Annotated in this window: 18 protein-coding genes and 1 tRNA gene; 10 read left to right on the forward strand and 9 right to left on the reverse strand. The window is 60.3% G+C overall.

The window, feature by feature from the left end:
* Positions 1 to 50: 50 nt before the first annotated feature.
* A complete protein-coding gene (locus AC5S27_RS19620; RefSeq protein ID WP_493936252.1) occupies positions 51 to 1,478 on the forward strand; it encodes an L-fucose/L-arabinose isomerase family protein in 1,428 nt (475 codons plus the stop codon).
* Positions 1,479 to 1,612: 134 nt separating this feature from the next.
* Positions 1,613 to 2,770, forward strand: coding sequence for a M24 family metallopeptidase (locus AC5S27_RS19625; RefSeq protein WP_493936253.1), 1,158 nt, complete (start codon positions 1,613 to 1,615; stop codon positions 2,768 to 2,770).
* Positions 2,771 to 2,789: 19 nt separating this feature from the next.
* Here AC5S27_RS19625 and AC5S27_RS19630 read toward each other — a convergent pair whose 3' ends face one another.
* The 9 genes from AC5S27_RS19630 to AC5S27_RS19670 form a co-directional block, all read right to left on the reverse strand.
* Positions 2,790 to 3,761 carry a COX15/CtaA family protein gene (locus tag AC5S27_RS19630; protein ID WP_493936254.1) on the reverse strand — a complete coding sequence of 324 codons (972 nt, stop codon included), beginning with the start codon at positions 3,759 to 3,761 and terminating at the stop codon, positions 2,790 to 2,792.
* A 45-nt stretch (positions 3,762 to 3,806) separates the two neighbouring features.
* Complete coding sequence (locus tag AC5S27_RS19635) at positions 3,807 to 4,994, reverse strand: acetate/propionate family kinase (protein ID WP_493936255.1); 1,188 nt, start codon at positions 4,992 to 4,994, stop codon at positions 3,807 to 3,809.
* A gap of 19 nt (positions 4,995 to 5,013) precedes the next feature.
* Positions 5,014 to 7,461: a phosphoketolase family protein gene (locus AC5S27_RS19640; protein ID WP_493936256.1), complete on the reverse strand. Its 2,448-nt coding sequence runs from the start codon at positions 7,459 to 7,461 to the stop codon at positions 5,014 to 5,016.
* A gap of 150 nt (positions 7,462 to 7,611) precedes the next feature.
* Positions 7,612 to 8,592 (reverse strand): UDP-glucose 4-epimerase GalE, encoded by a 981-nt coding sequence (gene galE, locus AC5S27_RS19645; protein ID WP_493936257.1) that lies wholly within the window; start codon positions 8,590 to 8,592, stop codon positions 7,612 to 7,614.
* 246 nt (positions 8,593 to 8,838) lie between these two features.
* Positions 8,839 to 9,675 (reverse strand): glycosyltransferase family 2 protein, encoded by an 837-nt coding sequence (locus AC5S27_RS19650; RefSeq protein WP_493936258.1) that lies wholly within the window; start codon positions 9,673 to 9,675, stop codon positions 8,839 to 8,841.
* A 107-nt stretch (positions 9,676 to 9,782) separates the two neighbouring features.
* Complete coding sequence (locus AC5S27_RS19655) at positions 9,783 to 10,949, reverse strand: acyltransferase family protein (RefSeq protein ID WP_493936259.1); 1,167 nt, start codon at positions 10,947 to 10,949, stop codon at positions 9,783 to 9,785.
* 15 nt (positions 10,950 to 10,964) lie between these two features.
* Positions 10,965 to 11,231, reverse strand: coding sequence for a hypothetical protein (locus AC5S27_RS19660; RefSeq protein WP_493936260.1), 267 nt, complete (start codon positions 11,229 to 11,231; stop codon positions 10,965 to 10,967).
* A 46-nt stretch (positions 11,232 to 11,277) separates the two neighbouring features.
* Entirely contained in the window at positions 11,278 to 12,132 is an 855-nt protein-coding gene (gene proC / locus AC5S27_RS19665; RefSeq protein WP_493936261.1) for a pyrroline-5-carboxylate reductase, read from the reverse strand.
* A 50-nt stretch (positions 12,133 to 12,182) separates the two neighbouring features.
* Positions 12,183 to 13,637 carry an APC family permease gene (locus AC5S27_RS19670; protein WP_493936262.1) on the reverse strand — a complete coding sequence of 485 codons (1,455 nt, stop codon included), beginning with the start codon at positions 13,635 to 13,637 and terminating at the stop codon, positions 12,183 to 12,185.
* Between the two features lie 84 nt (positions 13,638 to 13,721).
* On the opposite strand from AC5S27_RS19670, the gene AC5S27_RS19675 reads away from it, so the two are divergent.
* The 8 genes from AC5S27_RS19675 (at position 13,722) to AC5S27_RS19710 (ending at position 25,135) form a co-directional block, all read left to right on the forward strand.
* Positions 13,722 to 16,526, forward strand: a complete 2,805-nt coding sequence (locus AC5S27_RS19675) for a PIG-L family deacetylase (RefSeq protein WP_493936263.1) — start codon at positions 13,722 to 13,724, stop codon at positions 16,524 to 16,526.
* 272 nt (positions 16,527 to 16,798) lie between these two features.
* Positions 16,799 to 18,727 carry a hypothetical protein gene (locus AC5S27_RS19680; protein WP_493936264.1) on the forward strand — a complete coding sequence of 643 codons (1,929 nt, stop codon included), beginning with the start codon at positions 16,799 to 16,801 and terminating at the stop codon, positions 18,725 to 18,727.
* 414 nt (positions 18,728 to 19,141) lie between these two features.
* Positions 19,142 to 19,226 (forward strand) — tRNA-Leu (locus AC5S27_RS19685).
* A gap of 162 nt (positions 19,227 to 19,388) precedes the next feature.
* A complete protein-coding gene (locus tag AC5S27_RS19690; RefSeq protein WP_493936265.1) occupies positions 19,389 to 19,766 on the forward strand; it encodes a response regulator in 378 nt (125 codons plus the stop codon).
* A gap of 78 nt (positions 19,767 to 19,844) precedes the next feature.
* The gene (locus AC5S27_RS19695) at positions 19,845 to 21,335 is read left to right on the forward strand and encodes an ATP-binding protein (RefSeq protein ID WP_493936266.1); all 1,491 of its coding nucleotides are present in this window, start codon (positions 19,845 to 19,847) and stop codon (positions 21,333 to 21,335) included.
* Positions 21,336 to 21,347: 12 nt separating this feature from the next.
* Positions 21,348 to 21,662 (forward strand): DUF3467 domain-containing protein, encoded by a 315-nt coding sequence (locus tag AC5S27_RS19700; protein ID WP_493936267.1) that lies wholly within the window; start codon positions 21,348 to 21,350, stop codon positions 21,660 to 21,662.
* 36 nt (positions 21,663 to 21,698) lie between these two features.
* The gene (locus tag AC5S27_RS19705; RefSeq protein WP_493936268.1) at positions 21,699 to 23,354 is read left to right on the forward strand and encodes an ArnT family glycosyltransferase; all 1,656 of its coding nucleotides are present in this window, start codon (positions 21,699 to 21,701) and stop codon (positions 23,352 to 23,354) included.
* On the forward strand, positions 23,354 to 25,135 hold the full coding sequence (locus tag AC5S27_RS19710; RefSeq protein ID WP_493936269.1) for a tetratricopeptide repeat protein: 1,782 nt from the start codon (positions 23,354 to 23,356) through the stop codon (positions 25,133 to 25,135). Before AC5S27_RS19705 ends, AC5S27_RS19710 begins: the two co-directional genes overlap by 1 nt.
* Positions 25,136 to 25,196: the final 61 nt, after the last annotated feature.

Genomic DNA, 25,196 nt, shown 5'->3' on the forward strand with positions numbered 1-25,196 from the left:
ATCGGCTGGCACGCCTGCAGCGATCCACACATACTTAAGGAGCAATACTCATGGCAGCGGAACGGATAATGACCTACGGCGTAGTGGTAGGCAATCGCGGATTCTTCCCCGACTCTCTCGCGAAGAGCGGGCACGACGAGATCATCAAGGTCATTGAAGCAGCAGGGGCCAAGGCAGTTGTGCTTTCCGCACAGGAGTCGAAGTTTGGCGCAGTGGAAACTTTCGCCGAGGCGCAGGCCTGTGCTGAGCTCTTCAAGAAGCACGCCGACGTGATCGATGGCATCATTGTTACGCTGCCGAACTTCGGTGACGAGCGCGGTATTGTCGATGCGATTCGTCTCTCCGGCCTGAAGGTTCCAGTGCTAGTCCAGGCTACTCCGGACAAGAGCGATGCAATGACGATTGCAACGCGCCGCGACAGCTTCTGCGGTAAGATGAGCGCCTGTAACAACCTGATGCAGTATGGCATTCCCTACTCGCTCACGACGCTGCACACCGAGTCGCTGACTTCGCCTGAGTTCACTTCGGATCTTGCGTGGTTTGGCGCGGTCTGCCGCGTGGTGAAGGGACTGAAGAATCTGCGCATCGGCGCGATTGGCGCGCGTCCGCAGGCTTTCAATACGGTTCGCTACTCCGAGCGCATTTACGAAGGCAGCGGCATCTCCATCATCCCCATCGATCTATCCGAGATTCTTGGCCGCATCAACAAGATGGGCGACATGGATGATTCAGCGCAGGCCAAGCTGGCGGCGATCAAGAAGTATGTGACGACCTCCGGCATCCCGGAAGCCGCGCTGCTCAAGATGTCCAAGCTGGGCGCTGTGATCGATGGCTGGATGAAGGAAGTTTCGGTCACGATCAGCGCTGTGCAGTGCTGGACTTCGCTGGAAGAATACTTCGGCGTTGTGCCTTGCACCATCATGAGCATGATGTCGAACGACCTGATCCCCTCGGCCTGCGAAGTCGATGTACCGGGCACGCTGAGCATGCACATGCTGGCGCTGGCTTCTGGCACGCCTTCTGCGCTGCTGGACTGGAACAACAACTACGGCAGCAATCCTGACAAGTGCGTCTGCTTCCACTGCTCCAACCTGCCGAAGCACTTCTTCAACGAAGTGAAGATGGACTTCCAGGAGATCATTGCCGGCACTGTGGGCAAGGAAAATACCTTTGGCACATGCGTGGGACGCGTGAAGAGCGGCGTGATGAGCTATGCGCGCTTCTCGACCGACGACCGCTACGGCATTGTGCGCGGCTATGTGGGCGCGGGCAAGTTCACCGATGATCCGCTGACCACCTTTGGCGGCGCGGGTGTGGCGGAGATTCCGAATCTGCAGAAGCTGCTGAAGTATATCTGCCGCGAAGGATTCGAGCATCATGTGGCTGCGAACTTCAGCGATACGTCGAAGGCGCTGCATGAAGCGGCGACGCGCTATCTCGGCTGGGAAAGCTACTATCACGGCGATCTCGAAGCCTAAGTCTTGAAGCTGTCTCCTGGGCGCTGACTTATCCGGTCAGCGCCCATTTTTTGCCTCCTTAGTTCGGGCGGCCTTCGCGCTTCGTTCGTAGATAATGGTTGCACTGAGTAGCAGCAGGAAAGGTAAATGTCTCAATGAGCACTCGTATTCGCAAGAGCCTTATCGTCAATGACACAACGATCGTCGAGGAAGCAGCATGGAACGCGGAGCTTGAGTTCAAGCACAAGCAGGTTGTTGAATGGCTCAACAGCGAAGGGCTCGATGGCATTCTGCTCAAGCGCAATGAGAATCTCTCATGGATCACCGGCGGCGCGGTTGAGGTGCGCGTGCGCACGACTGCCGAGACTGGCGTTGCGGCGCTGCTGATCACGAAGGAAGGCGGGCGGCATTATCTGACCACCGCGAATGAAGCTCCGCGGCTGCATGACGAGGAGTTTGGTGAGCTGGACTTTACGCCGGTTATCTTCCCGTGGTACGCCAACGAGACGGATCAGACTGCCCTCGAAATGGCGCGGGGCCAGGTTGCTTCCGACATTCCGATACCGGGCTTTGCTCATGCCAATCTGTACCCGCTGCGCACGGCGTTGCAGGAGCCGGAGATTACACGTTTTCGCTGGCTCGGTGCTCAGACTGCGGATGCTGTCAGCGAAGTGCTGCCGCTGCTGCAGCCCGGCATGACTGAGTTCGATATGGAAGCGCAGGTTTCCGCGGCGCTGCTCAAGCGCGGCATTCTGCCCACGGTGTATCTGATGGCTGCCGATGAACGCATCGTGAAGTACAAGCATGCTGTGGCGCGGGGTAAGAAGATCAACAAGTACGCGATGATCAACCTGTGCTCGCGCAAGTGGGGACTGACTGTATCGATTACACGCTTTGTGCATTTTGGTGCGGCACCGACTGAGTTGCAGGAGCGCTTTGCCGCTTCAGCGCAGGTGAATGCGGCTTTGCTGGATGCTACGAGGGTCGGAACGACATCTGCGGAACTCTTTCAGGTTGCCAGAGAGGCCTATGCAGCGAACGGATTCCCGGGCGATGAACAGTTGCATCACCAGGGTGGCGCTACTGGATATATTGAGCGCGAATGGGTCGCTACTCCTACGGGCACGGACAAGGTTGTGAACAACCAGGTCTTCGCGTGGAACCCGAGCATTCGTGGTGGGAAAGTCGAAGATACTGTTTTGCTTCAAGATGGCAAGATCGAGTTGCTCACTCCGACACCTACGCTGCCGGCGCTTCCCTCAAGCGCGAATGGGGCCAGCTATCCCGCGACTGGACTGCTGATCCTATCGTGAGACTGAAGCCGCGTTTGGTCTAGATCGTCGCCCTGTGGTTGGCATTCGGCAGGAGCGTAAGGCGCGCCGTGAGCACTACGAGCGCGGACCACAGCAGGTCCGCACCGAGCAGGTGCACGACCTGCATCCACACCGGCGCCAAAAGCCAGACATCGAGAGCTCCGAGCACATACTGCGCTACGAGAAGTGCCACAACCAGCGCCGAAAGCCTGCGGTTATCCCACGGTCCGCTGCGGCGGACGGCACGAATCAGCAGCCAGATAAGAAAGATGCTGGCAATGATGGCTACCGTCGGATGGGTCCAGCGCCAGCGGAGAAGCCAACTGCTCTTTTCCGAGAAATCCTGCTGCAGCGCGTTGCCCAGCGATGTGGCGGGGAAGAGGGTGTCGCCGAGAGCGGCGAGGGAGCCGGTCACGCCAACGATGAGCACAGCTATCATGCCAATCGTAGTGCCCACAGGTGCACTGATGTGCACGTCGCTCCAGCGGGCGCCTATGGTGCGGCCAAGGAAATGCGCGGTCATGGCCAGCGCCGCCAGCAGCAGCAGCGTGTTGGTCAGGTGCAGGGCCTCGACTGGTGCGCGCATGGGCGACTGACTACCCGCTGTTAGTCCGAATTTCACCAGGACCGCGCCCAGGGCGCCTTCGGTGACTGTCAGCAGGAGCGTGGCTCCCGCGGCCCAGCGCGCCAGATGTCCCTTGACCGTGCTTCGCCAGGTCCAGACGATCAGGGCGAGGACCAGGATCGAGTCCACTGCGCCGGCTGAGACGCGATGCGTGAGTTCTATGATCGTGTGCAGCGTAGGCGATGGCTGCAGTACAGTGCCGTTGCAAAGCGGCCAGTGCTCTCCGCAGCCTGCGCCGGAGCCGGTGGCACGCACAACCGCGCCCCAGAGAATGGTGAGGATGAAAAATGCCAGAACTCCCCAGGCAAAGCGGCGGAGGGCCGCGGATGGGGTGCGATCAGAAATGCGAACTACCTCGACTGTCATAGGCTGGGAACCATTCTTCAACTCATTAGTGTAGAACACGCCCGGCTAGACACCCATCATTTGGCGAACGTGCTGCACGATTGTCAGGTCTTCTGCTGCAGGTATGACTCGCACTTCGACCTTGGATGCTGCGGCGGAGATTGTCCCGTCGCCTTTTGCGTTGTGCTCGCTATCGAGGAGCATGCCCATGGCTTCGAAGTCTGCACAGGCTTCGGCGCGAGTCGCGGCATCATGTTCGCCGATGCCGCCGGTGAAGACGAGCATGTCGAGTCCGCCGAGGACTGCGATGTACGCGCCGATGAATTTGCGCAGCACATAGACAAACTCCGCCACGGCCAGGGCCGCATCGTTATTGCCTTTGCCGATCGCCTCGCGCAATGTGCGCATGTCATTGGTTAATCCGCTTAGCGCCAGAAGGCCCGATTGCCTGGAGATCAGCTTCTCCAGCGCTTCCGCAGCCTTGTCCAAATCCTTTTCGTCTTCGGCAATCTTGCGAAGGAGGAAAACGATCGCGCCGGGATCAATATCACCGGTGCGCGTGCCGGAGATGAGGCCGCCTTCCGGCGTCAGACCCATCGATGTATCAATGCTCTTGCCATTGCGAATGGCGGTGATCGACGCGCCGTTGCCGAGATGCGCAACGATGAGCCGCGCGGGCACGTTGGGCTCAAGCGCTGCAACGATGGATTCATAGGAGAGACCATGCGCACCGTAGCGACGCACACCCGTGGCTGCGTATTCGGCCGGAATGGGAAGCCTGCGTGTTACTTCGGGCAGGTCGCGGTGAAACCAGTTGTCGAGGCAGACGAAGTTCGGCACATCGGCAAACAGCCGCATGGCCTCACGCATGATGTAAACCGCCGCCGGGATATGCAGCGGTGCGAAGTCCACACAGCGCTCCATCTCGTCGACGAGCTCTGGCGTGAGGCGCTGGTTTTCGGTGATGCGCGGGCCGCCGGAGACCATGCGATGGCCAATCGCCGCCGGGCGAGGAAATTGCGGGTCTTCGAGAGCCTTGGCAATGAGCCCGAAGGCTGCGGCAAGATCAGACAACTGCGGCGACTCATCTTTCAGCTTCGTTCCATCGCCACTCTTGAGCCAGAAGCGGCTCTTGCTTCCAATCCCTTCTATTGCGCCCTCGAAGAGCTTTTCGGGCTGTGCACCCGAAGCTTCGAAGATAGAGAACTTGATCGACGAGGATCCGCTGTTCAACGCCAGAACCGGAAAGCTCACGCTATGACCCTCCACCAATTCACCGGCTCCACTTCCATGTGCGAATTTCAGGTAGATCCTCGCCATGTTCGGCGACGTACAAGCGATGGCGCTGGATCTGCTCCGAATATCGCTGACGCGCCGCATCGTGGATCGCCGCCAGCCTGGGAATGCGAACGATAGCGTCCATTGTGAGCTGATACCGGTCGATGTTGTTGGAGACGCACATATCGAAGGGCGTGGTGGTCGTGCCCTCTTCTTTGTAGCCACGAACGTGGATGTTGTCGTGATTCTTACGGCGATACGTCAGGCGGTGAACGCACCACGGGTAGCCGTGGAAGGCGAAGATGACCGGCTTGTCCCTGGTAAAGGCCGCATCAAACTCCTCATCGGGAAGTCCATGCGGATGCTCGGATGTCGGCTGAAGCGTCATCAGGTCGACGACGTTTACAACGCGAATTTTGATGTCTGGCACCTCGGTGCGCAGCAGCATCACGGCAGCCATGGTTTCAAGCGTAGGGACGTCACCCGCGCAGGCCATCACGATATCCGGTTCGCCCGGATCAGAAGCCCAATCCCAGATGCCAAGGCCGGCGGTGCAATGCTGCACGGCCTCGTCGATGTTGAGCCACTGCGGCTCCGGCTGCTTACCGGCAACGATAAGGTTGATGTAGTTGCGGCTGCGCAGGCAGTGGTCTGCGACCGAGAGAAGCGTGTTCGCGTCCGGCGGAAGATAGATGCGGACGATGTCTGCCTTCTTGTTGAGCAGGTGATCGATGAAGCCCGGGTCCTGGTGTGAGAAGCCGTTGTGATCCTGTCGCCACACGTGCGACGTGAGCAGGTAGTTGAGCGATGCGATCGGTTTGCGCCATGGGATGCTGCGCGTGACCTTGAGCCACTTGGCGTGCTGGTTGACCATGGAATCAACAATATGGATGAAGGCCTCATAACAGGAGAAGAAGCCGTGGCGGCCGGTGAGCAGGTAGCCTTCGAGCCAGCCCTGGCAGAGGTGTTCGCTGAGGACTTCCATCACGCGACCGGTCTGCGAGAGATCGTTATCGATCTGCTCCGAGTCGGGCAGTCGCTCCGACATCCAGGTCTTGCCTACGCCCTTGATCACGTCCTGGAGCCGGTTCGATGCCGTCTCGTCGGGACCAAAGACGCGGAAGTTTTTGTCATTCGAGTTGCACTGCATCACCGCGTGCAACAGCTGTCCGAGAATCTTGGTTGACTCGGCATCGTGCTGGCCGCGATCGGCGTCTGAGGCGATTTTGACTGCGAACTGACGGAAGTTGGGGACGACAAGCGGTTTCAGCAGCAGTCCGCCATTGGAGTGCGGATTCATGCCCATGCGGCGCGCGCCCTTGGGGGCGAGATCGGCTAGCTCCTGGCGGAAAGCACCCTTCTCGTCGAAGAGCTCTTCCGGCTTGTAACCGCGCATCCATTCGTCGAGGAGCCTCAGGTGATCTGGCTTTTCGAAAATCTCGGTGAAGGGAACCTGGTGGGCGCGCCAAGTGCCTTCGACGGGCTTGCCGTCGACGACCTTGGGGCCAGTCCAGCCCTTGGGGGTTTTGAGGATGAGCATCGGCCAGCGCGGGCGATCTGTATTGCCGTCCTGGCGGGCCGCCGTCTGGATCATCTTGATGCGGTCGAGCATGGTGTCGAGGACGGTGGCCATCTCGCGATGCATGGTCTCAGGGTCGTGACCTTCGAGCGTGAAAGGCTCATAGCCGTAGCCACGCATCAGCTCTTCGAGCTCGCCGTGGGGGATGCGCGCAAGAATCGTCGGGTTCGCGATCTTGTAGCCGTTCAAGTGCAGGATCGGCAGCACTGCGCCGTCGGTTGCCGGATTGAGAAATTTGTTGGAATGCCAGCTGGTCGCCGCCGGGCCGGTTTCGGCCTCGCCATCGCCGACGATACAGGCCACGAGGAGATCAGGATTGTCGAAGGCTGCGCCATAGGCGTGTATCAGCGAATAGCCGAGTTCGCCACCCTCGTGGATCGAGCCTGGAGTTTCCGGCGCGACGTGACTGGGAATGCCGAGCGGCCAGCTGAACTGGCGGAAGAGGCGCTTGATGCCGTCGGCATTCTGCTCGACTGCGGGGAAGAGCTCGGTGTAGGAGCCTTCCAGGTAGGTGTTGGCCACAATGCCCGGGCCGCCGTGTCCTGGTCCGATGACGTACATCGCATTGAGGTTGCGCTCGCTGATCACCCGGTTCATATGGACGTAGACAAAGTTCAAGCCGGGCGTGGTGCCCCAGTGGCCGAGAAGGCGCGGCTTGATGTCCTCGAGTGTGAGCGGCTTCCGCAGCAGCGGATTGTCCTTGAGATAGATCTGGCCCACGGAGAGGTAGTTGGCGGCCCGCCAGTAGCGATCCATCTTTTCCAGCAGCTCGGGGGTGAGCTGCGTGCTGGTCGTTGGGATGGGCTGCGCGCTGAGCGCACCTGCTTCTTCGATCTCTACGGTCTCGATAGGTTCCTGGGACATGCAACACCTCGGATCATGAGTTTGAACATAGTCTTGGACTCAATACTCATGCTCCGCGATGCTAGCAGTCTTCTGTAAAATTACTGTGTGATCCTGCTCACAATGCCTTAACCGCTCGGCTTCTTAACCAGCGCTTAACCTTCAACCGGTCTAGAGCTGATATTTATTGGCCTCGAGCTTCTGCTGCCACTTCCAGGCCGACGTCAGAATTTCATCCAGATCGCGCTTTGCCGTCCAGCCCAATACCTGCTTGGCACGTGCGGCATTGGCGCAGAGTGCCGGTGGGTCACCGGCCCGTGGCGGTGCGAGTTCGTGTGGGACATCAAGGCCGGTGAGGCGCTTGAAGCTGTCGATGATCTCCTTGACCGACGTGCCCTTTTCCGTGCCGAGGTTGATGCTGACGGACTCGCCGCCGTTGGCGAGATAGTCGAGCGCCAGTACGTGTGCCGCGCCAAGGTCGGAGACGTGAATGTAGTCGCGGATGCAGGTGCCGTCGGGCGTCGGCAGATCGTGGCCGAAGACTTTCAGCGGTGGGATCTTGCCGAGTACCGCCTTGAAGACCAGCGGAATCAGGTGCGTTTCCGGGTCGTGGACTTCACCGATCAGACCGCTCTCATGTGCGCCGGCAGCATTGAAGTACCGCAGGGCTGCGTAACGAAGTCCGTGTGAGGCCGAATAGCCTGCCAGCACGTGCTCGAAGAAGAGCTTGGTGGCGCCATAGGGGTTGATGGGGTCTTTGGGGGAGTCTTCGGTGATGGGCAGCTCTTTTGGGATGCCGTAGATGGAGTTGGTCGAGGAGAAGATGAATTTGCGCACCTTCGAGGCCAACACAGCGTCCATCAGCTTGAGCGCATCCTCGACATTGTTCTTGAAATACTTGCGCGGATTGGCGACTGACTCGCCAACATAGGCGCAGGCGGCAAAGTGCATGACGGCGTCGGCGCGATCGAGGACGGGCGCCAGCTTCTCCACATCGGCAATGTCGCCTTCGATCAGCTCGAAGCCATCCGAAAGTTTGCGATTACCGGTGCTGAGGTTGTCGTAGATGATGACCTCGTGACCGGCAGCCGCCAGCTCCCGCACCGTGTGCGACCCGACATACCCACTGCCTCCTGTAACCAGAACGCGCATTGAAGCTCCTCATTCGCTGCAAGAGCGAAGTTCTATAAAAGGTTTTCTAGTTCATCCTAAGTGGCTCGGCCCGGCGAAACAATGCAACCTCCGGGGCATCCAGGGCGGCTTAGGTATGAGCCAAACTGCAGACAACAAAAGGCCCCGGATAGTCATTCCGGGGCCTTTTGCAGTTCCAAGTACCCTCAGCAGGTACTGACTGCTGAAATCCTAGCGAAATACCGTCCCGGGTGAAGCAAAAAATAGCTAACGGACGTGGCGTTTTTCCCAAATCTTGGCGTCGATTAAAAAACGGAACCAGAAGGTTTGCAGAACCCAGAAGATGAATCCTTCCGTGCCATCGAGGAAGCCGAGTTTGAAGAAGTAGCGGTAGCCGAAGAGTGCGAATGGGCGCACAAACAGCGGCATGTTGTTGTACTTTTCGCGGAGGGCCCGCTTGCGCTGAGCGGGGTTACCCTTGGCGTCGGCGACGATGCGACCGGCTTCGTTCTTGGCGTCCATCTCGGCGACTTCTCCATCGGCCCAGCGGTTGTGCCGCGCGGTCCATTCGGAGATGCTCATGGCGATGTCGTCAATCATGACGCCTGGGAGCTGGCCGGTTGTCGCTCCGACCGCCCCGGGGCCGGCGAGCAGGAAATGCTGGTCGTACTTGCGGTCTTCGCAACGGCCTACGCCGGAGCGGAAGAGTCGCAGATGCCAGGTGGGGCTCATGCCGCCGTGGCGCATGACGCGACCGAGAAACTTCACATAGCGCGGGACGAAATAGCCAGCGTGTTCCGGCTCGTCGGGCAGCGCTTTGATCGCCGCCACGAGTTCGTCGTCCATCACCTCGTCGGCGTCGAGATGGAGCTGCCATTTACGCGTGATGGGCAGGTTATCGATGCCCCAGTTGCGCTGCGCGCCGTAGTTCTCAAAGGCATGCGACACGACCTTTGCGCCGTAGGACTCAGCCAACGCCACGGTGCCGTCCGAACTGAAGGAATCGACCACAAAGACTTCGTCTGAAACTTCGCGGGCGCGCTTCAGGGTTGCGCCCAATGTGTCCTCGGAGTTGTAGGAGAGCAGGATAACGGAAAGCTGCATATTCCTCGATGGTAGTCGATGGACGGTTTCATCCCAAGGAAAACCGTGTTGCGCGGATGCGAAAAAATACTTTGTCTCATCGATTGAGATCACTCATCCTACGTGACTTAAGTGCTCTTGAAATATCGCTTGAGCTTGAGTATCTGCGATTCGAAGCCATACCAGAGGATGGTTGCGACCACGGTGGATGCCAGCAGGCGAAGTCCAACGATCAGCAGATTTCCGGCAATCCCGATGTGGTACTTGTCGTCCAGCCGCGCATCAAATGAGCCGAAGTAGACGAAGACGAGAATATGCGTCATGTAAAGACCGTAGCTGATCTTGCCGTAGAAGGGCAGCGGACCGCGCCGCAGCAGCCAGGCTACCGGATTGCCCGCGCCGGAGCCTGCAACCGCCGTTAAAACGACTCCTGCAAAGCCGATGGCGAGCCCTGTATCAAGGAAGGCCGTTCCGGCGAAGATTGTCCCGACCGAGATGAAGCCTAAGACAGCTGAAACGAGGCCGATCCAGACCCAGGTGCGGCGGGCGAATCGCACGCCGTAGACGGCCATCGCGAGCAGGCTTCCCATGGCGATGCCATCGAGGTGAATGAGGGTGTGCGGCGGGTCATTCATCCAATGGATGTGGATCAGCCGGAAGACGGGCGAAGTCGCGAGCATGATGAGGGCAGCTGCGGGGAGCACCCAGCGGAAGCGTCCGCGGGCGAAGCGGACGATTGGAGCCCAGACGAAGTAATACTGCTCTTCGATCGCGAGCGACCAGGTCGGGCCGAGCGTCCCAGGCAGCGGAACGTGACGCAGGTTCTGGACGAAGAAGATGTAGGCGAGGATGGTCTTCCACTGTGCCTGGTGCGCCCAGGTGTCGCCCAAAAACCAGTCCGGTATGGCATAGCAGACGATCAACAGCAGGAAGTAGACGGGCCAGATGCGCAGGGCCCGGCGCGCATAGAAATTACGGAAGAAGTTCGGCTTGTCCCGTGCCTCGATCAGGATCGAAGTGATGAGAAATCCGGATAGCGTAAAGAAGAGATTGACGCCGATCCAGCCCCACAGGACCGGGCCGTGGATCCACGTGCCAGCCAGACGCGCATGACAGTGGTAGATAACGACGGCGAGCACGGCGAGACCACGCAGGCCCTGCAGCTCAGGGATATAGTCCGGCACCCACGATGGCCGCATCATGGAGGTTTGCGGGCTGGTTTGCCGCGTGGCCGATTCAAGCGTGGCGGGTTCAAGCGCGGCGGGTTCGAGCGGGTTGGATCGTTCCGTGGGCAAGTTGAAAAGGGCCGTTCAGCTTGGATTGTTTTTCGTGAAGCCGTCGATGATCCAGCCTGCTACCCACAGCACCACGCCAACGACGATGCCGAGCGCTGCCACCGGAACAACCCAGAACACAAAATGAACGAGGAACGGCATGACCGTGTCGACGTGATGCACGTCGCGCAGGTAGACCCACAGCTCGAACAGCACCACCATCAGCACCAGCGCGATGACGGAGACGATCGTAATCCGCTTGCCGGCATGCTGCATGCGGCGCAGGCCTTCGCGTACGTTCATCGCAACCCTCCGGGTGTACTTGTCGGCTTCATCCCGCTTGTCGACTTCATCCCGCCGCCAGTTCCTTGGCTCGCTGGGTGGCTCGCATCACGGCTTTGATCAGCGTCACGCGCAGGCCGCCTTCTTCGAGTTCGAGAATGCCGTCAATGGTGCAGCCTGCGGGCGTGGTAACGGCGTCTTTCAGCAGCGCCGGGTGATAGCCCGTGTCGAGGACCATCTTGGCCGCGCCGAAGGTGGTCTGCGCCGCCAAAAGGGTTGCCGTATCGCGCGGGAGGCCGACTTTTACTCCAGCCTCGGCCAGCGACTCCAGAATGATGTAGATGAAGGCCGGACCGGAGGCGGAGAGGCCGGTCACTGCGTCCATGTGCTTCTCGTCGACCGTGACAGTGCGGCCAACGGTCTCGAAGATCCGCTGCGCCAGCTCCATCTGCTTGTCGGTGACATATTTGCCGCGGCAAAGCCCGGCCACGCCTGCGCCCAGCGCGGACGGTGTATTGGGCATGGCGCGGATGACCGGGATCTCGATCCCGGCTGCTTCTTCAATGGCTGCCGTCTTGACCGATGCCGCGAAGGAGACGATGGTCTTCTCCGGCGTGAGCGCGGGCTTGATCTGCTTGATCAGGTCCGGCACCTGGAAGGGCTTCACGCCGACCAGAATCAGGTCGGCCTGCTGCGCGGCGGCGAGGTTGTCGGTCGAAACGTCCACGCCCCACTGCGTCGAAAGCGCCAGCGCGCGCTCAGCATGGGCGACGGTGGCGTGAATCTGGTCGGGGGCAAAGAGGTTCTGCTTGAGGAAGGCCTGCAGCAGAATGCCGCCCATCTTACCCGTGCCCAGCACGGCGATGCGCACGTTGGGCAACTGTGCGGGGATATCCAAAACTGGTACTGCAATGTCAGACACGATAGGTTCCTTCTGCCAACGTCTTACTTGGTGGGCAAATTGCCTTCCAATCAGAATACCCTCTTTCGGGCGAAGGGCCACTCCTGCCGGCTGCGCGCGCGAATCATGTAGATCAGCGTTCCCACGGCGGCGATGCCTCCGGCCGCACCCAGCTCCACCAGCGGGTTGGGTCGGTAGGCCAGGATGAAGATGAATCCGGCGATGGCCAGAAGCGGCGGCAGCGGATACAGCGGTATGCGGAAGGGACGCTTCAACTCCGGCTCGCGGTAGCGCAGCCACATCACGCCGACCTGCTGCAGCAGGAATTGCAGCAGAATCCGGATGACGACCAGCAGCGCAATGACCTGGCTCAGCGAAAAGAAGCAAAAGAACGTAGCGACCAGCCCCAGCGCGACAAGCGACCGGTGCGGGATTCCGTGCTTTGGGTGGACGGCAGCCAGCGCGGAGAAGTAGTTGCCGTCTTTAGCCGCCGCATACGGTACGCGACTATAGCCGAGCAGCAAGGAAAAGACAGATGAGAAGGCGCTCCAGAGGATGAGCGTGGCCAGCGCCTGCCCGGCAAAGTGGCCGAAAGCGGACTGAGCGATATCCGCCACGAGTGCCAGCCGCGCCGGAGGGACCGCAGCCGACGCCTGCGACAGGACCGGCCCGATCGCCGGAAGGACAGCCAGGTTCATGGCGATGTAGAAGGCCGCGACAACCAAGATGGAGATGAGAATCGCGCGCGGAATGGTCTTTTCCGGCTTGCGGACCTCGGCGCCCAGAAAGCAGATGTTGTAGTAACCCCAGAAATCATAGGAGGTGTAGAGCGTGGCCTGGGCGAGCGCGGGCAGTAGCGCCGGGACCATCGCAAGCGTCGGCCAGCCGATGAGGTTCTCGAGATGCCAGTGGCCCGTGCCGGCAATGTGGTTGCCGGTCACCACTCCCGACGCGATGACTGCCCCGAGCGTGATCAGCACGCCGCCGAAGAGCAACCAGGCGAGGCGGGTGATGGAACTCAGGTTGCGATAGAGCAGCGCTGTTACCAGCAGACAGGCGGCGGCGGCGACGAGATTGGTGCCGTGAAGGAACGGAAGCTCGGGAATCGGTGCGGCCTGAAGCGGCTTCCAGATGTAGGCGAGGAAGGTGGCCAGGCCGATGCATCCGGAGGCGATCGAAAGCGGCGCCGAGAAGCTGAGTTGCCAGACGTAGAGGAACGAGATCCAGCGGCCTGCACCTTGCGGAGAATAGATCTGGCGCAGAAAAGCGTACGACCCGCCCGATTCTGGAAAGGCCGCACCCAGTTCGGCGCACACCAGACCGTCGCACAGCGCAATGATCGCGCCCAGAACCCAGGCCCAGACAGCGAACCGGCTACCTGCTGCAGCGATGACCAGCGGCAAGGTGAGAAATGGGCCCACGCCGATCATGTCCATCATGTTCAGCGCGATGGCCGAGGGCAGGCCGATGCGCCGTAGCAGATGATTCTCGTCTGTGGCTGCGGACGGTTGTGCGGGCAAGTTCATTGGCTACACAGAATCATCGCATCCGCCCCGCCATTCCCCTTACGACACGTCCGAATCACCGCAGATTGTACACTTGGCCTATATATGCGTAACGCTTCGCGACCAGCCCAAACATTGCAGCAGGCAGCCGCCTGGCTGGCTCTTGCCAGCCTTCTCCCGACGTACGCACTCGGCCAACAATCCGCCCAGAAACCTGTGCCAACGGTGGAACCAACGGCGATCGCACTGCCGCTGCCCGAGGATCGCGGCTCGGTTGCGCTGGAGCAGAGCCTCAGGCGCCTGAGCACCTGGGCCAGCCTGATGATGATCGTCGCGCACCCGGACGATGAGGACGGCGGCATGCTTACGTACGAAAGTCGTGGCCACGGCGTGCGCACCTCGCTTATGACGCTGACGCGCGGCGAAGGCGGGCAGAACGCCATGAATGCCGATGTCTATGACGCTCTGGGGCTCATGCGCACAAACGAGCTATTGAAGGCAGGCGAATACTACGGCGTGAAGCAGTACTTCGGCACAGAGGCTGACTTCGGGTTTTCTAAGACGCAGGAAGAAGCTTTCGCCCGCTGGGGCAAAGAGCGTGTCCTCTGCGATACCGTGCTGGCTGTCCGGCAGGAGCGTCCGCTGGTGCTGGTTTCGAGCTTTGTCGGCGGGATTACGGACGGCCACGGCCATCACCAGGTCTCCGGTGAAATCTCTCAGCAGGCCTATCTGCAGGCCGGCGACCCCAAGGTCTGCCCGGAGCAGATCGCAGCCGGTCTCGAACCGTGGACACCGCTGGCCGTCTATGCCCGCACCCCTTTCGCCCCGATCACCGAAAAAGGCATGTTCGACTACGCGACCGGCAAATGGGCTCCAGCGCGCTTCTACAACTACGTCACTAAAGAGTGGTCGACCAAGACGCCGACCAGCGAAGTGACCATTCCTGAGGGCAGGCTCGATCCGGTGCTGGGCCGAAGCTATATTCAGATCTCGCGCGAAGGCTGGGGCGAGCAAAAGTCTCAGTATGGCGGCGCCAATCCCACTCTCTCAGGGGAAAGCGACGGCGAATACCACCTTTACGGAAGCCGGGTTAAGCCGGTTGCCGAGGGCGGCGAAGGCTTCTTCGCCGGCGTCCCCACGGGTGTGAGCGGACTGGAATCGCTCCTTTCCGGCAAGTTCCCAAAGCGGATCAGCGAAGACCTGCGCGAGATCGAATCCATTATTGCGAAGGCTCAGTCCGCTTATCAACCCGACCATCCAGAAGCCATTGCCCCGCTGTTGAAGTCCGGCTATCAATCGTCATTGGCAATGCGCGATCAGATCACTTCGCTGGATCTCAGCAAAGCCGATACATACGCACTCACTTTCGAGTTAGACAAAAAGCTGGCCCAGTTTCAGAAAGCGCTCGCTCTGTCGCTCGGGCTCGATCTTCAGGCTTTCACCGTCTACGGTCCGGGAAGAGGCCGTGGGGGACCGTTCGGCGGCGGAGGCGTGGAAGAAACGCAACCGAGCGTCGTTCCCGGCCAAGCCATCCAGGTGAAGATTCACGCCACCGAAGGCTACGGGAAAGCCAAACTCACTCGTGTCTGGCTCCAACCTGCCATGGGCAACTGGCAGACCGAGCCTTCAGCAAACCCCGGTCCGGACAGCATCCTTAAAGCCACCGTACCCATGGACGCCGCGCCCACGCAACCGTATTTCACCAGGCCTTCCATCGAGCAGCCTTATTACGACATTCAGGACGCTACTCTGCGCGACCGGCCTTTCGCTCCCTACCCGCTCGCTGCCGTTGCCGAGTTCGACTACGAAGGTACGCCGGTCCGGCTCAGCGAAGTGGTGCAGACCATGCAGCGCTGCATGGGCCCCGGCGGCATCTTCCAGCCATTGATCATCACGCCTCCCATCGGCCTGCGCCTGGAACCTGAAGCCCGCATCCTGCCGCTCGACGGCAGCCCGCTGCCGGTACGCGTCACCGTACACAGTGAAGGCCCCGCCGAAGGTAAGGTTCGCCTCAAGCTGCCCTCCGGCTGGACCTCCTCTCCCGTCGAGGCCCCGTTCCATCGCGACCTGGCCGGGGACAGCGAGGCTATCACCTTCCTTGTCAAGGCTGAAGCCGGCAAGTCGGCTGGCAAGGCATTCAGCATTCAGGCCGAGGCCGACTCTGGCGGCAAGACTTACGCAACCGGATGGCGAACCATCGGCTACCCCGGTCTGCGGCCCTACAACCTTTACCGCAAGGCCGAGCTCAAGACCCGCTCCGTGGACGCCAAGGTCGCTCCAAATCTCCGTATCGCTTACATCATGGGCACGGGAGACACCGTTCCGGAAGCCATCGAGCAGCTTACCGGCACTGCACCCCGACTGCTATCGGCCTCGGATCTGGGCTCCTGCGACTTATCAGCCTGGGACACGATTGTGGTCGGCATCCGCGCTTACTCCAACCGGCCCGATCTGCATGCTGCCCAGAAGTGCCTCAACGAATATGTCAAAAACGGTGGCACGCTGATCGTTCAATACCAGAGCAACACGTTCCCGGCGCCATTTCCGGTTTCCATGGGCGGGACCCCGGAGCGGGTGGTCGAAGAGAATACCCCGGTCAAGCTGCTCGCGCCGGACGACAGCCTGCTTACTTACCCCAACAGGATCACCAGCCATGACTTCGACGGATGGGTGGAAGAGCGCGGCCACTCCTTCCTCGATAGCTGGGATCCGGCCTACACGGCACTCACTCAAACCGGAGACGTAGGACAAGACCCGCAGCGTGGCGGGTTGATCGTCGCCCACCCCGGCAAGGGAACGTATGTGTATATCGCCTATGCCCTGCACCGTCAGCTTCCGGAACTGGTTCCAGGCTCGTACCGCCTGCTTGCCAACCTGCTCAGTGCAACTGCAGCGAGCAAGGTCAAGTAACCTCCGATTCCTCCTGATGCAACCTAGAAATTCACGCATTGTTCACATAAGTCGCGCCTATGTTGCAGCCCTGTAACATAGGCGCACCCTAACTTAGAAATTCATCGAACTGAAACATAAGAAAAGCCCTAATTCGTTAAATATTCACACGGCTTTGGGACTCTGAGAGCGGAGCATGTTCCGGGGCAGAAATCCATTCATCTTTCTTCACTCTTAACTTCACAAGAAAGCGGACCCCGACAGCTCCTCTAACCGCACTTCAGAGAGGCTCAATGAACACCAAACTTCAAGCGTTCGCTGCGATTGTTCTTGCAGCGGGATTCGCTTCCAGCAACGTCGGGATGGCGCAGTCGATCGTTCCTCCGGCAGCCAAAAAGCACACCAAGGCAGCCGCCAAACCCAAAGCCGCTCCTTCCGCTACTGCCGCAGAGTTGCAGGAACTCAAGCAGGAGATGGAGAGCCAGATCAACAGCCTCAAGCAGCAGCTTTCCGACCGCGATACCCAGCTGAAGCAGGCTCAGGACGCGGCAGCAGCAGCGCAGGCTTCCGCTTCCCGCGCTGAGGCGGCAGCTTCCCAGCAGCAGCAGGCAGTCACAGAGAACGCGACCGCGGTTACTACGCTGAACGCGACTGTTACCGATCTGAAGTCCAACCAGGCGCAGCTCGTCAACACCATTCAGGACGATCAGACCCAGATCAAGAAGGCGATCGATAACCCGGACGCTCTGCATTACAAGGGAATCACCATCACGCCTGGCGGCTACATGGCGGCTGAAACCGTCTACCGCAGCCGTGCCACCGGTGGCGACATTGCGACTCCGTTTAGCGCTATTCCGTTCGACGGCACAAACGCTTCGCACCTCAGCGAGTGGTATTCCTCAGCTCGTCAGTCGCGCGTCAGCCTCATGGCTGTCGGCAAGACCGACTGGGGCACCCTGCGCGGCTACGTCGAAGCTGACTTCCTCGGCACCGGCGTTACCTCGAACAACAACCAGTCCAACAGCTACGTCCTGCGTCAGCGCGTTGTCTGGGCACAGGCCGCTCTCAATAACGGCTGGGCCTTCACCGGCGGTCAGCTCTGGTCGCTCGCGACGGAAGACAAGAAGGGCCTGTCGAATCTCTCTGGCGACATCTTGACGCCGCAGACCATCGACCCCAACTACAACGCCGGCTTCGTTTGGACTCGTCAGTACGGCTTCCGCGTTACCAAGAGCTTCGGTGACAAATTTGCCATCGGCGTTGCGGCTGAAAATCCGCAGGTGCTTGGACCTGGCGGTTCGATTACTCTCAACCCCGGCGTCAGCTACCTCTGGGGCCAGCCTGGTGCGAATGGCGGTTTGTATAACGGCGCCGCCAGCGACAGCTCCACGTACAGCACCACCTGCACCACGACCACCAACGCAACTACTGGTGCTCTGACGACGACCTGCACCCCAATCATTCCCGCACAGGTCACCACCTACGCCATTAACCCCAACCCTGATTTCATCGTCAAGGCCGCTCTCGATCCTAAGTTCGGTCACTTTGAAGTCTTCGGCATCGGGCGCGCTTTCCGTGACCGCATCTACAACTCCACCACGAGCGGTACCCCCTCCGTGACTACCATCAACTCCGTCAACAACGACACCGTCTGGGGCGGCGGCATCGGCGGCAGCGCTCGCGTGAATGTAGCCAAGAAGCTTGACGTCGGCGTCAAGGGCCTCTGGGGCGCTGGTGTAGGCCGTTACGGCAACACTACCATCGCCGACGTGACGGTCAAGCCCGACGGCGAATTCTCCCCGCTGCACGCTTTCTCGGCTCTCGGCACTCTCGAACTGCAAGCCACCCCACGGTTGCTGATCTATGCCAACTACGGCGGCGACTACGTCTACAAGGACCTCCACACCACCTTGGCTGGCAAAGTCGAAGGCTACGGCCTTGGCGAAGCCTTCACGGGCTGCGGCACAGAAGGTCTGCCCACCTCAACCACTCTGCCCTCCGCGAACTCGGCCTGCACCGGCCAGACCCGCGACGTGCAGGAAGGCACCATCGGTTACTGGTACGACTTCTACAAAGGACCGAAGGGCCGCCTCCGTCAGAGCATTCAGTACAGCTATTCTGAGCGCTTCATCTGGCAAAACCTGCCTCTGACCAGCGGCAACGTTGCTCCCAAGGGCATCGAGAACATGGTCTGGACCAGCTTCCGCTACTACTTGCCGTAGACTGCTGTTTCAAACCGCAACATCAATGGGCGTTCCGTTCGCGGAACGCCCATTGCTCTTAGCCGCATTCTCACCAGGAATGCCTTCCTGGAAACGTGTCACTGATCAACGATAGGACGTTCTGCGTCTGGACCTGCGACTCAGCCTATTGCGTTTGGCATCGAGGAGGAGTTGATAAACAAACCAAATCAGAAATGCCGCACAGGGCACGACGATGATGATCAAGAGCGCCGGAGCGATCACGGACGACGGGCTGGACATTGAGCCCTCCACACAGGTTCCATTCCATACAAGAACCCATATGAAAGGCGCGAACATTTCATAATGAATTGGTAAGCGGCTTTCCCTGGCGTGTCGATCACCTGCGAGGAACAGCCATCGCTTTTAGCCGCATTCGTTGTAAACTGGGCAAGCGCGGAAGTGGCGAAATTGGCAGACGCACCAGACTTAGGATCTGGCGGAGCGATCCATAGGGGTTCAAGTCCCCTCTTCCGCACCAAGTTTCTTCCTTATATTGAACGTAGAACTTACCTGTAATGTCATACTGATATTCCCCATGATCCTTGGGTTGTAACCGGATTCAATTTCAGTCGCACTGGGCCCCAGATTCGCTCTAAACTACGTGATCTGTGAACCTTAGCAAGGGATATGGCGGAGAACAATGAAAACATCGATATTCGTAGTCGACGATGAACCTGTGATTGCTCAAACGTTAGCTGTGATTCTGCAGAATGCCAATTTCCAGGCCAGAGCGTTCTCCGATCCGCAGGAAGCCCTCGATGCCGCAACTGCGAGTACGCCAGCGCTTCTCCTCAGTGACGTCGTGATGCCGGGTATGACGGGTATCAAGCTGGCAATCGCCATGCGCAAAAAGTGCCGCGGCTGCAAGGTCCTGTTGTTCTCAGGGCAGGCGAAGACAGCCGAACTACTGACCGAGGCTGCCAAAGAGGGCCATGACTTTGAGCTTCTGCTCAAACCTGTACACCCGAAAGATCTCTTAGCCAAGTTGGCGGGCTTATCACTTTCCGAAAACGCCTGAGAAACTCGACTCGACCGGTTGTTTCAGACTCTTACGCCGAGTGGCGGGAATCGAATTTTGCAGGACGGAGACGCAGTTATGCCATGGTGGCGCTCGCCTCAGTGGGAAACGAGAACTGTCCTGCGCCCGGCCGTGGGTTACTCAGCCGCAATCGTGTTTCCCCTGGTAGCGGTTTGGACGACGGCCCGTACAGACTTACGCAGTGATCTACCCGGAGCGTTGCTCCTGGCTGCAGTCGGACTGGTCGCTTCCTTCTGGGGATTGGGGCCGTCGCTGGTCGCAGTCTTTGAGAGTGCACTGCTCTTCAACTATCTCTTGACGGTTCCGTATGGCGCATGGTCCCTGTCTCCGGCACATCTCATCCGTACTTCTGTCTTCGTTTCCGTCGGCGTCCTGATTGCCCTGTTGAGCAAACAGAGAAAATCGACGGAGGAAAAGCTAAGAGTCGCCATGGCGTTTCTTCAGGACCAGCAGGAAGCGCTCATGCAGGCGCAGCGGGCAGCCAAGGCAGCAGCGTGGATTTTCACAACCACGGATAGAAAAACACGCTGGTTCCCGGGCGGCCCGGAAATCTTTGGAAGATCATTTGAAGAAATCACCGCCATGGGGTCGCCGACGCAGTTGCTCCCGGAAGAAGATCGTCTCAGGGTTGCACAAGCGGCCGAACTGACTGCCCGGACGGGTGCCGACTTCCACGTACAGTTTCGCGTCCGCTGGCCCGATGGCGAAACCCACTGGCTGGAGACCAATGGCTCTCCGCTTCCCTCCGATCCTACGATCTGGCGGGGCGTCACCATCGACATCACCGAGCGCAAGCGCGCTGAGTCCGCCCTCATTCGCGCGGAAAAGCTGGCTGCCGCCGGACGTCTCGCCTCGACCATTGCCCACGAAATCAACAATCCTCTGGAAGCGATTACCAACCTTCTCTATCTCGTGGAGGTCGGACTCGACAGCAATTCGCCAGCGCGGCTTCACCTCGAAATGGCCGAAAAGGAGATCGCGCGCCTCGCCGGGATATCCCGTCTCACCTTGAATTTCGTACGCAAGCCCCCGGTCGGCCCGATCCATCTGGCGTCAGTCATTGACAGCGTCCTGGACCTGTTCGAAGCACGGTGTACCAACCGCGGCATTGTCCTGCAGCGGGTGCATTGTGCGGAAGCGATCGTTGCGCTTCCCGGCGACCAGCTGCGGCAGGTCTTCGCCAACTTGATCTCCAATGCATTCGACGCCGTGACTGCCAGTCACTCCCCTCGGAAGGAAATCGCAGTGCAATCGCAGGCCGAGTCCGGCTTGGTGCGGATTGCGGTGAGTGATACCGGAATCGGCATTGCCCCGGAAGTTCTAGGGCAAATCTTCGATCCGTTCTTCAGCACGAAAGACGACATAGGGACAGGGATCGGACTGTGGGTCACGAAGGAACTCATCGAAAAATACGACGGCGAGATCACCGTGGAAAGCGGAGACCACCTGGCGCCGTACCAGACGACATTCCACATTCAACTGCCATCGATTCACGCGGAAGCTCTTACCCCTGGCCAAAAGTCGCAAACCCAAACCCTCGCGGAGTAATCTGGTGAGACTATGAGCCAGAATAGCCCGAACCTGAAGCAGCCGAACGTCAACGTCGTCCAGACCAGCGAATACCGCGACACCTACGCCAACAGCGTCCAGGTACGCGTCAGCGTCTGGGACTTCCATCTCATCTTCGGCCAGGCCAGCTCCGAGGCTCCCGACCAGCTCAGCATCCAGAACCACCAGGGCATCTTCCTCAGCCCGCAGCAGGCAAAAGCTCTCTGGAACGTTCTTGGCCAGAACCTCGCCCAGTACGAGCAGGCCTTCGGCGAGCTGAACCTGGAACCGCAGATTCCCAACTTCCCCCAGGGCCCGGTCAACTAAGCCCTTTCCGCTGACAGCTTACCTCCTCCGGAGACCATGCCCGAATCTCGCACAGAGCGCCCTGCATCCAGCCGGCTTTCCCGCCTCTTCAGGCCGGACCAGCCGCTGCCGCTATGGATGCTCTTTCCGGTCATCTTCACCCTGCTCTACCTCACCCACTGGAGCCTGCTGACGCTGCCCTACTACTGGGACGAGGCAGGCTACTACATCCCCGCCGCGTGGGACTTCTTCCGCACCGGGTCCCTGATCCCGATCACCACGCTGACCAACGCTCATCCGCCGCTGCCGTCGGTGTATCTCGCCCTGTGGTGGAAGCTGGGCGGCTACCATCCCGAGGTCACCCGCGAGGCAATTCTCATCGTCGCCGCGGCCGGGCTGCTCGCTGTCTGGCGGCTGGCTATGCGCCTCAACGGCAACTCGCAGGTCGCCTTCTGGACGACACTGCTGACCGGCATCTATCCAATCTGGTTCGCGCAGAGCACGCTGGCCCATGCCGACATCTTCGCCGCGACAGCTACGCTCTGGGCGCTCACCTTCGCCCTGCCCGATGAGACTCGCCAGCCAGGGAATCGCAAGATCTGGTTCGCGGCCCTCTGGTTCTCTGTCGCTGTACTGGCAAAAGAGACCGCGATTGTCACGCCGCTTGCTCTCGCCGCCTTCGAGCTGGGGGCGGCCTTCCGCAAGACGAAGGCGATCCGCCGCCGCAGCTATCTGCTGGCAGCCGTCTACAGCGTTTGCCTCGTGCCGCTGGCATCCTGGTACGCCTATCACTACGCCAAGACAGGCTTCCTCTTCGGCAACCCGGAGTTCGTCCGTTACAACGCTACCTCGACCCTGGAACCGCTGCGCATCCTGGCCGCTTTCGGCCATCGGCTGCTGCACCTCTTCGCGCACATGAACATGTTCGTGCCGGTGCTCTGCACCATCGCGGCGTTGATCCTCGATCCTTTGCCTGCTGACTCTGGTGAATCGGGCGCCACGCGCAATCGCATCAGCTTCGCCGTCCAGGCCCGGATCTACATGCTTCTGCTGGCCAACGCCGCCGCCTTCTCAGTTCTCGGTGGAGCGCTGCTGACGCGTTACCTTCTGCCCATGTATCCGCTGGTGCTGCTGATCGCGGTCTCGACCTTCCGCCGCCGCGTCCGCTACTGGCATCTACTGGCTGCCTTCTCGGCTGGTGCGTTCGCCATTGCCCTGTTCATCAATCCGCCCTACGGATTCGCACCGGAAGACAATCTCAGCTACGCCCGCGTCATTCGCCTGCACCAGGCGGCGATCCACGAACTCACCACGCGCTACTCCGGTTCGACCGTGCTGACTGCCTGGCCGGTTTCAGATGAGATCTCGCGCCCTGAACTGGGCTACGTCAAGGGCGCCTACGAGGTCTACCGCCTGGAAGACTTCACCGCCGCGCAGATCGCCAAGGCTGCGGACGATCCAAGTGCCTACTCCTCTGCGATCCTCTTCTCTACCAAGGAAGAGCCCGGCTCCCTGCCGTTCCACATCAATACCCCGGCGGTGGAAGAGCGCTACTTCGGCCTGCACCATGATCTGTCGGCGACCACCATTGCCCGGCGGCTCGGCGGCGACCTGGTCTGGCAGCAATCGAACGGCAACGAGTGGGCGGCTGTGCTCCGCTTTCATCGCAGTGTTGAGGCAAGCCTGCAAAATCCGGCAGCTCCAGCGCGGTAATGCACCACCAATTCGGCACGACACCGTCCACCTATAATCAGGTAGACGTGACCGCCACCTATCCATTCCGCCGCCATTCCCTCTGGATCCTGTTCCTGGCCACGCTTGCCGCTCTGAATTCCGCCGCCGGCCGCGCCGCGCAGGCGGGTCCGGATGAAGGAAACGGGCACATTCTTCTCGTCCTGCCATTCGACAATCTTTCCCCGGTTTCCACGCAGACGCCAACGGCCCCGGCAGCGAACGCTCCGGTGAACCCGCAGGCCAGCCTGGACTGGGTCCGCGAAGCCATACCGGAGATCCTGAATAGCCGCTTCGCCTCCGCCGGCCTTGCCCCGCTCAGCCGTGAAGACCGCCTTTACGCCCTTGACCACCTCGGATTGCCGGAAGGCTTCCAACCGAGCCGCGCCACCGCGCTCCGTCTGGCCCAGACCCTGGACGCGAACTCAATCCTCTTCGGCAGCTACAGCGTCACTGGGACCACGCTTACGCTCAAGGCCCACATCGTCGACGTGGGCAAGCTGACGCTTTCGCCGGAAGTCACCCAGTCCGGCGAAATCGCCCAACTCATTCCCCTGATCAACTCGCTGGCATGGCAGCTCACCCGCCGCATCGACCCCGACTTCAACGTCGGGGAAGAGACATTTCGCGCCGCTGACTCGAAGCTGCGCCTCGACGCCTTTGAGCAGTACATTCGCGGCCTCTCGGAGCGTGACCCCGCTGAGCGCGCCCGACACCTGAAGAAGGCCACCGACCTCAGCCCCGACTTCACCGCGGCCTGGCTCGCCACCGCGCGGCTGCAGTTTGCTAGCCAGCAGTATGAAGATGCGGCTGTCTCCTTCGCCAGGGTCACCAAGTCAGCGGGTGCGCAGGCCAGTACTGACCCTGTCACACTCGAGGCCTCCTTCTACCGCGGACTCTCCCTGATGTTCTCGGGCAACTACCCACGCGCCGAGGAAGCGTTCGCTGCCATTGCACGCGTGCTGCCCCTGCCGTCCGTGGTGAACAATGAAGCCGTAGCCATCAGCCGCCGCAACCATGACAGTGTCGCGCTCTTCCGCCAGGCCGTGGCCGCTGACCCTACCGACCCCGACTACCACTTCAACCTCGCCGTGAGCCTGCACCGCCACGGCGATAAGGCCGAAGCCCAGACCGAGTTGGCACAGACACTGCGACTGCGGCCGAATGACAGCGAAGCCAAGGCGCTGGACACGGCATGGAAGGCCGCCACTGTACCTGCCTCCGTGACGAACGATTCTGCTTCGTCCTCAGAGCCGCTGGAGCGGATCAAGCGCAGCTACGACGGTGCCGCCTTCCGCCAGGCCTCGATCATGCTGGACCAGGTCGAGTCTGCCCATCTCGCTACGCTGCCTGCCTCACAACGCGCTGCGAAGCTTGCAGCCTCCGCACACGAAAAGCTCGACCGTGGCTTATTGCTGGAAGCAGAGCGAGGCTTCCAGTCCGCTATCGCCGCTGACGATCATTCCGCGCCGGCGCACGCCGGGCTCGCCGAGGTCCGTGAGCGTGCGGGAGACGCGGATACCGCCCGCAAGGAAGCGCGCGCAGCCATTGACCGCCAGCCGAATACCGAGGCCTACCTGGTCATGGCCCGGCTCGATTTTGCTGCCAGCCATCTCGAGCAGGCCCGTGACGAAGTCAACGAAGCACTCAAGCTCGACCCGCCAAACCGTGCTGCCAAGGACCTGCATAGGGCGATCAATGCTCGCCTGGACGGTGCTGACACGAAGCCAGATGCCAAACCAGATGCGCCGAAGAAGCCGTAAGCCTTTCGGGGTTCTTGAGCTGCCGAGCACAGGAAACGCATAGGGTTTAGCATAAAGTCGC

The sequence above is a fragment of the Acidicapsa borealis genome (assembly GCF_059115245.1).